Source organism: Vibrio sp. 2-1-2a (assembly GCF_032648565.1).
GTDB lineage: Bacteria > Pseudomonadota > Gammaproteobacteria > Enterobacterales > Vibrionaceae > Vibrio > Vibrio diabolicus.
In genome coordinates this window covers 1-14,048 of sequence record NZ_WBOH01000015.1, presented here as the reverse complement: position 1 = coordinate 14,048, position 14,048 = coordinate 1, and the positions used below count along the sequence as shown (strand labels likewise).

Here is a 14,048-nt window from a genome sequence, read left to right as displayed (position 1 = left end):
AGTAATTGTCGCTTCGGGGAAGCATCTCAGTTAGGTTAAGGTTATAATCGTGGGTCAATAGTAGTTATCGAGCAAAGTCATGGCGGAAAACAGAAATCGCAAACCTTCAGACAGTCAGGTCGACGCAATCAAAGTGCCACCTCACTCACTAGAAGCCGAGCAATCAGTAATTGGTGGTCTTTTACTGGACAATGAACGTTGGGACACCGTTGCCGAACGTGTTGTAAGCAGTGATTTCTATAGTCGTCCGCATCGCCTAATTTTTGAAGGTGTAAAAACCATTCTTGAAGCGGGCAAGCCTCTCGATCTTATTACTTTATCGGAATACCTGGAGCGTCACGAGCAATTAGAAGATGTGGGCGGTTTTGCTTACCTTGCAGATTTGGCGAAAAACACGCCAAGCGCCGCTAACATTAATGCGTACGCTGATATTGTTGCCGAACGTGCGATCGTCCGTGGTTTGATCGGTGTCGCGAATGAGATTGCGGATGCGGGTTACGATCCTCAAGGTCGAAGTTCGGAAGATCTGATTGATATGGCGGAGAGTAAAGTTTTCGCCATCGCTGAGTCACGAACCAGTGAAAACGAAGGGCCACAAAATGTTGATAACATCCTCGAAAAGACGTTAGAACGTATCGAGTTGTTATATAAAACACCGCAAGATGGTGTAACGGGTGTCGACACAGGTTTCACTGACCTCAATAAGAAAACCGCAGGTTTGCAAGGTTCTGATTTGGTGATTGTCGCGGCGCGTCCATCGATGGGTAAAACGACCTTTGCGATGAACTTGTGTGAAAATGCGGCCATGCAACAAGAGAAACCTGTGCTTATTTTCTCGCTAGAGATGCCGGCCGAGCAGTTGATGATGCGTATGTTGGCCTCTTTGTCTCGCGTTGACCAAACCAAGATCCGTACGGGTCAGTTGGATGACGAAGACTGGGCGCGTATTTCTTCTACTATGGGTATCTTGATGCAGAAGAAAAACATGTACATTGATGACAGCTCCGGTCTAACTCCGACCGAAGTGCGTTCACGCGCTCGCCGTATCGCACGTGAACATGGCGGTCTGTCGATGATCATGGTCGACTACCTTCAGCTTATGCGCGTGCCTGCACTCTCTGATAACCGTACGCTGGAAATTGCGGAGATATCGCGCTCTCTGAAAGCGCTGGCAAAAGAGCTGAATGTGCCCGTCGTGGCGCTGTCTCAGCTTAACCGTTCCCTAGAGCAACGTTCAGATAAACGCCCAGTAAACTCGGACTTGCGTGAGTCGGGCTCTATCGAGCAGGATGCCGACTTGATCATGTTCATCTACCGTGACGAGGTGTATCACCCAGATAGCCCGTACAAAGGCACGGCAGAAATCATCATTGGTAAGCAACGTAACGGCCCTATCGGCTCTGTACGTCTCACCTTCCAAGGTCAACACTCGCGCTTTGACAACTACGCGGGTCCTGCATTCGATATTGATGATGAGTAACCCCATGAGCTATATGAAAGCGGCCAAGGCGTGCATTGATTTGTCTGCGTTGCAGCACAACTTACAGCGCGTGAAAGCGCAAGCGCCCCAAAGTAAAGTGATGGCTGTAGTGAAGGCCAATGGCTATGGTCACGGATTACGTCACGTTGCAAAACATGCCAACCATGCGGATGCCTTTGGCGTAGCTCGCATTGAAGAAGCGTTGCAACTGCGCGCTTGTGGCGTGGTAAAGCCAATTCTATTGCTAGAAGGTTTTTACTCCCCAGGTGACTTACCTGTTCTTGTGACGAACAACATTCAAACCGTGGTGCACTGTGAAGAGCAGCTTATCGCCTTGGAGCAAGCCGACCTTGAAACTCCGGTTGTCGTGTGGCTGAAGATTGACAGTGGCATGCACCGTCTTGGCGTTCGCCCTGAGCAATATGATGAGTTTGTCACGCGGTTGAAAGAGTGTCCAAACGTAGCCAAGCCGTTACGTTACATGAGTCACTTTGGCTGTGCAGATGAGCTGGATAGCCATATCACTCCCCAACAGATTGAGCTGTTTAAGTCGTTGACCTCTGGTTGTCAGGGGGAGCGTTCACTTGCGGCCTCTGCGGGGTTGTTGGCATGGCCTCAAAGCCATTTGGATTGGGTTCGTCCGGGCATCATCATGTATGGTGTATCGCCATTTGATGACAAGACCGCACAAGATCTGGGGTATCAACCCGTGATGACACTTAAATCCCATCTTATTGCGGTACGTGAAGTTAAGAAGGGCGAAAGTGTTGGCTACGGCGGTATGTGGACCAGTAAGCGAGATACAAAAGTCGGTGTCATCGCAGTAGGGTATGGCGACGGTTACCCAAGAAGTGCCCCGAATGGCACTCCGGTTTGGGTAAATGGTCGTAAAGTACCTATCGCAGGTCGAGTTTCCATGGATATGCTGACGGTCGATTTGGGACCAGATGCAACGGATAAAGTCAGCGACGAAGCGATTCTTTGGGGGAAAGAGCTCCCAGTAGAAGAAGTGGCGGGTCACATTGGTACCATTGCGTATGAACTCGTGACTAAGCTAACGCCTCGCGTCGAGATGGAGTACTCAAAATAAACAGCGAAAGGCTAACCTAAGGTTAGCCTTTGTTTTATCTACTCACCGTTAATCGTAGCAATAACGCGGCGGCCGCCGCCATAGTCTCGGTGCTCACCTAAGTAAATGCCCTGCCATGTTCCTAAAGCTAATCGACCATTTTGGATTGGTATCGTCACACTACTGCCAAGTAGGGATGCTTTTATGTGTGCTGGCATGTCGTCATCCCCCTCATAGGTGTGCTGATAATAAGGAGCACGCTCTGGCACAAACTTATTGAAGTGCGCTTCCATATCCATACGCACGGTTGGATCAGCATTCTCATTTAAGGTCAAACTGGCGGAGGTATGTTGAATAAATAGGTGTAATAAACCTACCGAAAGCTCGTTTATTTGTGGTAATTGTTGTTCAATTTCATCAGTTATTAGGTGAAAACCGCGGCTTCTCGCTTTTAATTGCAGTGTTTTTTGTGCCCACATACGTGTTCCTTTGGAAATTTATAAATTGGCGTCTATCCTATTCCAATTAGAGCCTGTCATTAGTAAGTGATATGATTCTTGTCATCGTAAATGAATTGTTCATTTTCAGGGTAGGGAACGTGACCTAACTCAATGTGAGTGTAAAATCTCTCAGTCATAATTGGCACCTGAAAAAAAATTACAAAGACTTGTTTTGTGGCAATTCGCCCAAACATCTAATTAATATTCTATTTGCTAAATCGGGGATTCCACAGTTTTCGCTAGACTGTAAGGAATGGAACCTACTGTAACATCGGGATAAAGACCATGTTGAAAAATATCAATCCAACGCAAACACAAGCTTGGAAAGCGCTAACTGCGCATTTCGAATCAGCACAAGATATGGATCTTAAAGAGTTATTTGCTCAAGACGCAGCGCGTTTCGACAAATACTCTGCACGTTTCGGCTCAGACATCCTAGTCGATTACTCAAAGAACCTCATCAATGAGGAAACTCTGAAGCACCTGTTCGCTCTTGCGAACGAGACTGAGCTGAAATCTGCAATTGAAGCGATGTTCAGTGGTGAAGCGATCAACCAAACAGAAGGTCGCGCTGTTCTTCACACTGCACTACGTAACCGCGCGAATACACCAGTAATGGTAGACGGCGAAGACGTAATGCCAGCAGTGAACGCGGTTCTAGAAAAAATGAAATCATTCACTGAACGCGTTATCGGCGGTGAGTGGAAAGGTTACACAGGTAAAGCAATTACAGATATCGTGAACATCGGTATCGGTGGTTCTGACCTTGGTCCTTACATGGTGACGGAAGCTCTAGCACCGTACAAAAATCATCTAAACCTTCACTTCGTATCTAACGTTGATGGTACTCACATCGTTGAAACGTTGAAGAAAGTTAACCCAGAAACGACGCTATTCTTGATCGCGTCTAAGACGTTCACAACGCAAGAAACCATGACTAACGCGCACACTGCTCGTGATTGGTTCCTAGAGTCTGCGGGTGATCAAGCGCACGTGGCTAAGCATTTTGCTGCGCTTTCAACGAACGCGACAGCCGTGTCTGAGTTCGGTATTGATACCGCGAACATGTTCGAATTCTGGGACTGGGTTGGTGGCCGTTACTCACTATGGTCTGCAATCGGTCTATCAATCGCATTAGCGGTAGGTTACGACAACTTCGTTGAGCTGCTTGAAGGTGCTCACGAGATGGACAAACATTTCGTATCAACGGACCTAGAAAGCAACATCCCTGTGATCCTTGCTCTGATCGGTATTTGGTACAACAACTTCCACGGTGCGGAATCAGAAGCTATCTTACCTTACGATCAGTACATGCACCGTTTCGCGGCGTACTTCCAACAAGGTAACATGGAATCAAACGGTAAATACGTTGACCGTGAAGGCAATGCTGTGACTTACCAAACGGGCCCTATTATTTGGGGTGAACCAGGTACCAACGGTCAGCACGCGTTCTACCAACTGATTCACCAAGGCACTAAGCTGATCCCATGTGACTTCATTGCACCTGCAATCAGCCACAACCCAGCTAGCGATCATCACCAAAAACTGATGTCCAACTTCTTTGCACAAACTGAAGCACTAGCGTTTGGTAAGAGTGAAGAAACAGTGAAAGAAGAGTTGGTGAAAGCAGGTAAGAACGCTGAAGAAGTGACAGCGATTGCGCCATTCAAAGTGTTTGAAGGTAACCGTCCAACAAACTCTATCCTAGTGAAGCAAATCACGCCTCGTACGCTAGGTAACTTGATCGCAATGTACGAACACAAAATTTTCGTACAAGGTGTTATCTGGAATATCTTCAGCTTTGACCAATGGGGCGTGGAGCTAGGTAAACAACTGGCTAACCAAATCCTACCTGAGCTTGCAGACGAGTCTCAAATCAGCTCGCATGACAGCTCAACAAATGGTCTAATCAACGCATTTAAAGCGTTCAAAGCTTAATGTTTGGTTTGAATAGATAAAGAAAAGGTCAGCAAGTGCTGACCTTTTTTATTGCCTGAGGCAGAAACAAAATAGGTTGGCCAGTGCCAACCTATTTTTTCTCTTTTATTCGAAGCAGATTTCGATAAAGGCATTTCCCCACTGGGAAGAGAAAGGCATGATGATGATTGAGCCCTCACATTTGTGGCGAATGGTATGGCCTCGGCCAGAAACCACTACCGGTGTTGCCATATCAAAATCAAAACCACTTTCCGCCAGAATGCGTTTCGCACCACCAGTAACCATGTTGGTGATCTCACCCACCATATCGGTGACCTCTTCATTGAGTCCATTTGGACGCTCACCAAGCATGTTCTGCATGATTTCTAGAGCTAGCGCTTCATCAAAGGTAATCGACATTGAACCACGAGTTTGTGGACCTACCATGCCAATCAGACCAGAAACGTCACCTCGTGCGATCTCATCTTTTTTGATTCGCGGTTTTTGTGGCTTCAGCTCAAGAGAAGCCATGGTTTTTAGCACGTTCATTAAAGAAGCTAAAAACGGGTTTACAAATTCAGCGCGCATAACGTTCTTCTATACTTTTTCTTTCGTCTCGGAGGAACAGGCCTGGCATTCACCATGAGTTTCAATAACTTGGTTGGTCAGTTTGAATCCATGCTTCTCGGCGTTTTCGGCTAACAAGGATATCAGCGTCTCATCTTCGAGTTCAACGACATCACCACATTTATCGCAAATTAGTAATTGGAAAAAGTGCTGCTGAGTATTGAAAGAACAACAAGTAATAAAGCTATTTGTCGATTCCACTCGGTGGATGAAGCCTTGCTCTAGGAGAAAATCTAATGCTCGATAAACAGTGGGAGGCTTAGCCTGAGGCTCACTCTCTTTTAGTTGCTCCAATAGCTCATACGCACTTGAGGCGCGGCGATTAGAACAAATGAGTTCAAATACGCGTCGGCGTTGCGGAGTCAATCGTACTCCACGCTCTGCGCAGATACTTTCAATTTGTTCAATGATTGTTGGGTTCAAACCTTTCACCATAACTATCGGACGTGCTCTATGATAAATCATTTCTATACGAAGTTCGTTTAGAAATGCTTCATTTTACCCACTATCAGAACGAAAATCATGAATTAAAGCAAGTCGGTGGTGGTGTGAAGTCGGAATAGTCATCACAGAATGAATCAACGAGTGACAGATTCGTATTACTGCTGCATATTCCTAAGCATTTGGCTAGCCAGCCAACCAAATCATTCTCGCTGAAACTAGCACCTAGAGGTGCTTGGGTATACAATACCCGACTTATTTTTTGAGCGTACTGCTGCGCTCGACCTTGGCAACATAAAAACGGGTGTTTATATCATGACTCATTCTTGCAGGCTCTCCGTAGCACCAATGCTCGATTGGACCGATCGTCATTGTCGCTACTTCCATCGCTTAATGACCAAAGAAACCCTGCTGTACACTGAAATGGTGACAACAGGTGCGATCATTCATGGAAAAGGAGATTTCCTGGCTTACAACGAAGAAGAGCATCCGTTGGCCCTTCAGTTGGGTGGTTCAAATCCAGAAGACTTGGCAAAGTGTGCCAAACTGGCTCAAGAGCGTGGCTACGATGAGGTTAACCTCAATGTGGGTTGCCCGTCTGACCGTGTACAAAACGGTCGCTTTGGTGCTTGCCTAATGGCGGAACCACAGTTGGTTTCGGATTGTGTCGCTGCAATGAAGGACGTGGTTGATATTCCTGTGACAGTCAAGACTCGTATTGGTATTGATGATCATGATTCTTACGAGTTCCTAACGGATTTTGTTTCTATTGTCTCAGAAAAGGGGGGCTGTGAGCAGTTCACTATCCACGCGCGTAAAGCTTGGTTAAGTGGTCTTAGTCCGAAAGAAAACCGTGAGATCCCACCATTGGATTACCCACGAGCTTACCAATTGAAGCAAGATTTTTCTCACTTAACCATTGCGATTAACGGTGGCGTGAAATCATTAGAAGAAGCAAAAGTACATCTTCAGCATCTTGACGGTGTGATGATTGGTCGTGAGGCTTACCAAAGCCCATATCTACTGGCATCGGTAGATCAAGAGTTATTTGGCTCTAATGCTCCAGTGAAGAAACGCAGCGAAATTGTTGAAGAAATGTACCCATACATTGAAGCGCAATTAGCGAAAGGTGCGTACCTTGGTCATATTACCCGTCATATGTTAGGTTTATTCCAAAGCATGCCAGGTGCTCGTCAATGGCGTCGTCATATCAGTGAAAATGCGCACAAGCCGGGTTCTGGTTTAGAAGTGCTGCAAGACGCGTTAGCGAAGATTCCAAAAGAATTGAATGTGTAAAATTCACCAGTGGTTGGCTAAAATTGCCAACTAAAGAATGATAAAGCCAGAACGCAGAAATGCCTCTGGCTTTATTTTTGAATAAAATCAATGTGTTATAGTCATCTTGGCAAGTTGGTATGGAAACTGCTGTGTTTATTAAAAACAAATGGAGAAGTGATTATGTTGGAGCTAATCTTTATTTTAGTCTTTGCGGCGACCCTATTGGTTACCGGTATCACAATGATGACCGTATTCGCAGCAACCGGTATCGCGTTAGTTGTGATGTTTTTACTAGGAATGGTCGGAGCGGTACTCAAACTATTGCCATGGTTAATCGTGATTGCATTGGGTGTTTGGTTCTTCAAGAATTACGTTGCCCAGCCCCGCTATAAATAACGAGTGACATGATTTAGTTGATAGAGAGACGTGAGAGTATGGTATATTTCCTCTCACGTCTTCAACGTGAACATCAGCTATCTCGGAGTACACACTACATGACAAATAAAGCGACCATCGCTTTAACAGCATTATCGTTGGCAGTATCTTTTCCTGTTTTTGCAGAATATTCTGTATCGACGAAAGTCGGCGCAGAGATCTGGGCTGCTGACACTAAAGTAAATGAAGTAAGACGAGATAGCAGCACAACAGGCGCATTTTACGCGGCGATTGAGCATGATGTGAAATACGTTCCTAATGCGCGTTTTCGTTACTCGAGCATTGATGCTGATTATATGGGGTTCGATAAGCTCGATTTCACCATGTACTACCAAGTTCTGGAGCATGATTTATTGCATTTTGATGCGGGTGTTACATTCAGTAATTTAAGTGACACTAAATACATTGATGCTGGCTCAAACAAGCGTATAGAAGAGTTTGATGAGCTGATTTGGGCTTGGTACGGTTACGCAGAGATTCAAGTTCCGGACACAAATTTTGATGTGATTGGTGAGATAAACTTTGGTGACAACAAAGGTATCAAAAGCACCGATTTCATGGCCGGTGTTCAATACCATGTACCGCTCGAAAAAGCTCAACTGGCTTTTCGTGGTGGTTACCGCGTGATTGATTTGGAGTCCGAGAAATTCATGTCGGATCTAGGGAAAGAGTTTATTTTTGCTAACGGCTTTTTTGTGAGTGCAGAATACGCATTCTAAATGCAGCCAGATTAGATACTCGATTTTTTAAAACGTCGCTTTATAAGCGGCGTTTTTTTATATCACTTCATTATATCCAATCGAATTTTCTGCCTATTTTGCTGACTTAGACCATGCTTACCTAGGAGCAATGTGAAAGTTAAAGCAGGGATAGCGATGACAATAAACGAACTAAGACATCTATTCCGTGAAAACCAGCTTGTCGAAGCGATTATTGAACCTGCAATCCAAGAGGGTGGCTGGGTTGTGGAGTTCAGACATGCGCGCGGTGGTTTTGTTTTTCTGACGGACACTCATGGTGAAGAATGTCTTTATGAAGATTTGGATGCAGCGTCAAAATCGGCAATGGCAGTAGGCTTTCAACAAGTCCGCATTGAAGATCGATGAGCAAAAAGTAAGCCGTTCTTACTTCCAAAAAGTTATAAAACATTCACTTCTATTCTTTCTTGTTATTAAGGAGAGTGGGTACTCTATCGTCACGCAATGAATAGGGATGTCGTGATAATGTCTTTTCAAAAGAATGAGTATTCTCACAAGAATGTGTCTGAAGATAATAATGGGCAAGGAGGAAATCCTCCAATCGCAAGCCCTCTGAATGACCAACAAATTAGCTCACTCCAACAAACTGTCTCTGAGTTGTCTTCACAGCAACTTGCTTGGGTCAGTGGGTATTTTTGGGGATTAGCTCAAAATCAACCAAATACAGCGGTAACGCCAATTGCACAAACGACGGCAGCCGTATCAGCGAAGCCTGCAGGTAAGTTGAGTATTATTTTTGCTTCCCAAACTGGCAACGCTAAAGGCGTTGCTGAAGCTCTAGAACAGGAAGCAAAAGCAGAAGGAATTGCTGTCGAACTTTTTGATGCAAGTGATTACAAAGGTAAAAACTTAGCCAAAGAAACACATGTCATTATTGTGGCATCGACGAACGGCGAAGGCGAAGCACCAGATAACGCTATAGAGCTACACGAGTTTTTGCAGTCTAAGAAAGCTCCTAAGCTGTCAAACCTTCAATATGGCGTTATTGCTCTGGGTGACTCGAGCTACGAATTCTTCTGCCAAACCGGTAAAGACTTCGACGCTTACCTATCAAAGTTAGGCGCGACCCCATTTATCGATCGTCTTGATTGCGATGTGGATTATGAAGCACCAGCAGCTGAATGGCGTAAGAATGCGTTAGGTAAGGTAAAAGATACGCTTTCTTCTGGCACTGAAGCGGATGTGGTTCAACTTCCGGTGGGTCAGGCGGCGACTGCGCACTCTCCTTACAATAAACAAAACCCATACACAGCGACGTTACTGACCAGTCAAAAAATCACGGGGCGTGATTCTGGAAAGGATGTTCGTCATATAGAAATTGACTTGGAAGGTTCGGGGTTAACGTATCAGCCTGGTGATGCGCTAGGTGTGTGGTTTGAAAATAGCTCAGAACTTGCAAATGCCATTCTTGGTAAGGTCGGTTTGTCTGGGGTTGAGACCGTTGACGTTGATGGTGAAAGCTTGTCAATTCATAGTGCTCTCGTGAGTAAATATGAAATCACAACATCTAACCCACAGCTCATTACAAAGTTTGCCGAGTTATCCGGTAGTAAGAAGCTACAAAAGCTGGTTGACGATAAAGATAAACTTCGCGAGTACTCTGCCAATACTCAAATTGTTGATGTATTGGCAGAGAAGAAAACCAAGTTAACCGCAGATGAGTTGATTAGTTTGCTTCGTCGTCTTACTCCTCGCCTTTACTCTATTGCATCAAGCCAAGAAGAGGTCGATGAAGAAGTACACCTAACGGTTGCTTTGGTTGAGTACGAACAAAACGACGAAAAACGATATGGTGGTGCGTCTAGCTTCTTAGCACAGCGTCTCGAAGAGGGAGATGAAGTTAAAGTATTCGTTGAGCATAACAACAACTTCAAACTGCCGGAAGATGATAGCACTCCAATTATCATGGTTGGTCCGGGCACTGGGATCGCACCATTCCGTAGCTTTATTCAGGAACGTGAAAACCGTGATGCTGAAGGCAAAAACTGGTTGTTCTTTGGTGATCGCACGTTCACTCAAGACTTCTTGTACCAAGTGGAATGGCAAAAGTACCTCAAGTCAGGAGTACTAAGCCGATTGGATGTTGCCTTTAGTCGTGACCAAGTAGAAAAAGTTTACGTACAACATCGCATCTTAGAAAACGCAGCTCAAGTGTGGCAGTGGATCCAAGAAGGCGCTTATATCTATGTCTGCGGTGATGCAACGCGTATGGCAAAAGATGTGCACGACGCACTGGTTATCGTTGCTGAACAAGAAGGCAAGATGCCGCGTGACGATGCAGAACAATTTATTAATGACCTACGTAAAGCGAAACGTTATCAGAGGGATGTGTACTAATGACTTTTTCTACTGAAAATAACAAGCAGATTGTATTAGGCGAAGAGCTAGGGCCGCTATCTGATAACGAGCGCCTGAAGCGAGAAAGTAACTTATTACGTGGCACCATTGAGCAAGATTTACAGGACCGTATTACTGGTGGCTTTACTGCCGACAACTTCCAGTTAATTCGTTTCCACGGTATGTATCAGCAAGACGATCGTGATATCCGTAATGAACGCACAAAGCAAAAGCTAGAGCCATTGCATAACGTGATGCTTCGTGCTCGCATGCCTGGAGGCATCATCACGCCAACGCAATGGTTAGCGATCGACAAGTTCGCAACGGAGCACTCTTTATATGGAAGTATTCGTCTGACAACTCGCCAAACGTTCCAGTTTCATGGGGTATTGAAACCGAATATTAAGTTGATGCATCAAACGCTCAACAGTATTGGCATTGATTCGATTGCAACCGCGGGTGATGTAAACCGAAACGTGTTGTGTACCACGAACCCGGTTGAATCAGAACTTCATCAAGAAGCTTATGAATGGGCGAAGAAGATCAGTGAACACCTGCTTCCAAAAACACGTGCTTACGCTGAGATTTGGCTAGACGGTGAGAAAGTAGAAAGCACTGAAGAAGATGAACCTATTCTGGGTAAAAACTATTTACCGCGTAAGTTCAAAACGACGGTGGTGATCCCACCGCAAAATGACGTAGACGTGCATGCCAATGATCTTAACTTCGTAGCAATTGCGGATAACGGCAAGTTGGTTGGTTTTAACGTCCTAGTTGGCGGCGGTCTAGCGATGACACATGGTGATACGTCAACTTATCCGCGCCGCGCTGACGACTTAGGTTTCATCCCATTAGAGAAAACGCTTGATGTTGCAGCGGCGGTGGTTACCACTCAGCGTGATTGGGGTAATCGCTCAAACCGTAAGAATGCCAAAACCAAATACACACTTGACCGTGTAGGTACTGATGTCTTTAAAGCCGAAGTAGAAAAGCGAGCAGGCATTCAGTTTGAAGCAAGCCGCCCGTACGAGTTTACTGAGCGTGGTGACCGTATTGGTTGGGTAGAAGGAATTGATGGTAAACATCACTTAGCACTTTTCATCGAAAACGGTCGTCTGCTGGACTTTCCAGGTAAACCACTTAAAACGGGTGTTGCTGAAATTGCCAAAATCCATAAAGGCGATTTCCGTATGACTGCCAACCAGAACTTAATTGTTGCGGGGGTACCTAAAAGCGAAAAAGCGAAGATCGAAAAGATCGCTCGTGAACATGGCTTGATGGATGACAATATCAGTGAGCAGCGCAAAAATTCAATGGCGTGTGTTGCCTTTCCAACGTGTCCGCTAGCAATGGCAGAGGCAGAGCGTTTCCTTCCTCAGTTTGTTACTGATGTGGAGGGGATTTTGGAAAAGCACAACCTACCAGAAAATGACAACATCATTTTGCGTGTAACTGGGTGTCCAAACGGTTGTGGTCGTGCCATGTTGGCTGAAATTGGTTTAGTTGGTAAAGCGCCAGGTCGTTACAACCTACATTTAGGTGGTAACCGTGCTGGTACTCGAGTACCAAAAATGTATAAAGAGAACATCACGGATAAGCAAATCTTAGAAGAGATTGATCTGCTGGTGGCTCGATGGTCGAAAGAGCGTAAAGAAGGCGAAGCCTTCGGCGATTTCACAATTCGTGCTGGTATTATCCAAGAAGTGCTCGTATCAAAGAGGGACTTTCATGCTTGATTCTGTAGCGTCCAGGCTTGAGCTTACAGAGTTATTGACATTAACAAAGACGGAGCAAATCCTCCGTCTTGCTCAAATTAATGTCGAGCTCGAAAAGCTTTCGGCACAAGATAGAGTAAAGTGGGCTTTAGAGAATCTAGAGGGCGAGTTTGCGGTTTCTTCTAGTTTTGGTATTCAAGCCGCGGTTATGCTTCATTTAGTTACTCAAGTCAAAGCGGATATCCCCGTCATTCTAACCGATACAGGATACCTGTTTGCTGAAACCTATCAATTCATTGATGAGCTGACAGATGCTCTCAACCTAAACTTAAAAGTTTATCGAGCGAAAGAAAGTGCGAATTGGCAAGAGGCTCGATATGGGAAGTTATGGGAGCAGGGTGTAGAGGGAATTGAAAAATACAACAAGCTCAATAAAGTGGAGCCAATGCGTCGAGCGCTAAAAGAGCTTAATGTTGGAACGTGGTTCTCTGGACTACGTCGAGAGCAAAGTAAATCACGAGCAGGTTTACCGATACTATCAATTCAGAACGGTGTGTTTAAGTTTTTGCCAGTAATTGACTGGACTAATAAAGACGTTCATTACTACTTAGAACAACACGGCCTTAAATACCACCCATTGTGGGATGAAGGTTACCTTTCAGTTGGTGATACTCATACCACTCGTAAATGGGAGCCGGGAATGTCAGAGGAAGAAACTCGATTCTTTGGTTTAAAACGAGAGTGTGGTTTACATGAAGATGATGGTTCAGAACAAGATGGGTCCGGCATATAACCATAACCATAGTGACCTTTAAATCGAGTTTAGAGTAAATAAAGAAAGCTGCAATAAAGCAGCTTTCTTTATTTATAGCACCTGAAAAACACGCTTTATAGAATAACTCTGTGGATAAGTTGTGCGAGTTCTTGGGGTAAAGTTGAATAAATAAAGCTTTGATCGAAAAGTCATCGCTTAACCATTATTTTTGCAATTTTTGAAAAATAACGCTTGCCAATGTGAGCGCGATCTCTATAATGCCTCCTCGTCGACAGGGCAAGGGCTCACAAGGGTTTAAGCAAAGTCGGCAAGGCTGAAAAGAAAAACGAAATAATTTGAAAAAGTGTTTGACACAATAAATTATCTCGCTAGAATGGCCGCCTCTTCCGAAGTGATGTCAATCACAAAGAAGAGTTGCTCTTTAACAATATAGACCTATCAATCTGTGTGGGCACTCGTTGATGATAATCCAATTAGAAACTTCGGTTTCAAATTAGGTTTCAATGATACGAAGTGACCATTGAATCTTCGGATTCAGCACAGTCAATTCAAACATTACTTTATGTAATGTTCAGTATTCATTGAGCCGACAAAATCTTAAATTGAAGAGTTTGATCATGGCTCAGATTGAACGCTGGCGGCAGGCCTAACACATGCAAGTCGAGCGGAAACGAGTTATCTGAACCTTCGGGGAACGATAACGGCGTCGAGCGGCG

13 protein-coding genes and 1 rRNA gene are annotated in these 14,048 nt (G+C 44.9%); 11 read left to right on the top strand and 3 right to left on the bottom strand.

The window, feature by feature from the left end; all coding sequences use genetic code 11:
* The first annotated feature begins 79 nt into the window (after nucleotides 1-79).
* Together F7Y48_RS22160 and alr are read left to right on the top strand one after the other, a co-directional pair.
* A complete protein-coding gene (locus F7Y48_RS22160; RefSeq protein ID WP_005395704.1) occupies nucleotides 80-1,480 on the top strand; it encodes a replicative DNA helicase in 1,401 nt (466 codons plus the stop codon).
* Between the two features lie 13 nt (nucleotides 1,481-1,493).
* Entirely contained in the window at nucleotides 1,494-2,570 is a 1,077-nt protein-coding gene (alr, locus tag F7Y48_RS22155; RefSeq protein WP_041853013.1) for an alanine racemase, read from the top strand.
* Nucleotides 2,571-2,608: 38 nt separating this feature from the next.
* Here the strand turns inward: alr and F7Y48_RS22150 are convergent, their stop codons facing one another.
* Entirely contained in the window at nucleotides 2,609-3,028 is a 420-nt protein-coding gene (locus F7Y48_RS22150) for a secondary thiamine-phosphate synthase enzyme YjbQ (protein WP_085344358.1), read from the bottom strand.
* A 306-nt stretch (nucleotides 3,029-3,334) separates the two neighbouring features.
* Between F7Y48_RS22150 and pgi the strand changes: the two genes are divergently transcribed.
* Complete coding sequence (gene pgi / locus F7Y48_RS22145) at nucleotides 3,335-4,987, top strand: glucose-6-phosphate isomerase (RefSeq protein ID WP_316685394.1); 1,653 nt, start codon at nucleotides 3,335-3,337, stop codon at nucleotides 4,985-4,987.
* A 105-nt stretch (nucleotides 4,988-5,092) separates the two neighbouring features.
* Here the strand turns inward: pgi and F7Y48_RS22140 are convergent, their stop codons facing one another.
* The gene (locus F7Y48_RS22140) at nucleotides 5,093-5,554 is read right to left on the bottom strand and encodes a chemotaxis protein CheX (RefSeq protein WP_005381269.1); all 462 of its coding nucleotides are present in this window, start codon (nucleotides 5,552-5,554) and stop codon (nucleotides 5,093-5,095) included.
* A gap of 9 nt (nucleotides 5,555-5,563) precedes the next feature.
* Entirely contained in the window at nucleotides 5,564-6,028 is a 465-nt protein-coding gene (gene zur / locus F7Y48_RS22135) for a zinc uptake transcriptional repressor Zur (protein WP_005381268.1), read from the bottom strand.
* A 321-nt stretch (nucleotides 6,029-6,349) separates the two neighbouring features.
* On the opposite strand from zur, the gene dusA reads away from it, so the two are divergent.
* The 8 genes from dusA to F7Y48_RS22095 all read left to right on the top strand — a co-directional run.
* Complete coding sequence (dusA, locus tag F7Y48_RS22130; protein WP_048626707.1) at nucleotides 6,350-7,330, top strand: tRNA dihydrouridine(20/20a) synthase DusA; 981 nt, start codon at nucleotides 6,350-6,352, stop codon at nucleotides 7,328-7,330.
* 162 nt (nucleotides 7,331-7,492) lie between these two features.
* A complete protein-coding gene (gene pspG, locus F7Y48_RS22125; protein WP_005398086.1) occupies nucleotides 7,493-7,708 on the top strand; it encodes an envelope stress response protein PspG in 216 nt (71 codons plus the stop codon).
* Between the two features lie 98 nt (nucleotides 7,709-7,806).
* Nucleotides 7,807-8,466 (top strand): TIGR04219 family outer membrane beta-barrel protein, encoded by a 660-nt coding sequence (locus F7Y48_RS22120; RefSeq protein WP_164667082.1) that lies wholly within the window; start codon nucleotides 7,807-7,809, stop codon nucleotides 8,464-8,466.
* 156 nt (nucleotides 8,467-8,622) lie between these two features.
* The gene (locus F7Y48_RS22115) at nucleotides 8,623-8,853 is read left to right on the top strand and encodes a hypothetical protein (protein ID WP_316685401.1); all 231 of its coding nucleotides are present in this window, start codon (nucleotides 8,623-8,625) and stop codon (nucleotides 8,851-8,853) included.
* 117 nt (nucleotides 8,854-8,970) lie between these two features.
* Nucleotides 8,971-10,842: an assimilatory sulfite reductase (NADPH) flavoprotein subunit gene (locus F7Y48_RS22110; RefSeq protein WP_258506988.1), complete on the top strand. Its 1,872-nt coding sequence runs from the start codon at nucleotides 8,971-8,973 to the stop codon at nucleotides 10,840-10,842.
* Nucleotides 10,842-12,578, top strand: a complete 1,737-nt coding sequence (gene cysI, locus F7Y48_RS22105) for an assimilatory sulfite reductase (NADPH) hemoprotein subunit (RefSeq protein ID WP_316685393.1) — start codon at nucleotides 10,842-10,844, stop codon at nucleotides 12,576-12,578. The genes F7Y48_RS22110 and cysI overlap by 1 nt, the downstream gene beginning before the upstream one ends.
* On the top strand, nucleotides 12,571-13,350 hold the full coding sequence (locus F7Y48_RS22100; RefSeq protein ID WP_006743230.1) for a phosphoadenylyl-sulfate reductase: 780 nt from the start codon (nucleotides 12,571-12,573) through the stop codon (nucleotides 13,348-13,350). Before cysI ends, F7Y48_RS22100 begins: the two co-directional genes overlap by 8 nt.
* 581 nt (nucleotides 13,351-13,931) lie before the next feature.
* Nucleotides 13,932-14,048: ribosomal RNA gene (locus F7Y48_RS22095) — 16S ribosomal RNA — on the top strand; the annotation flags it as partial.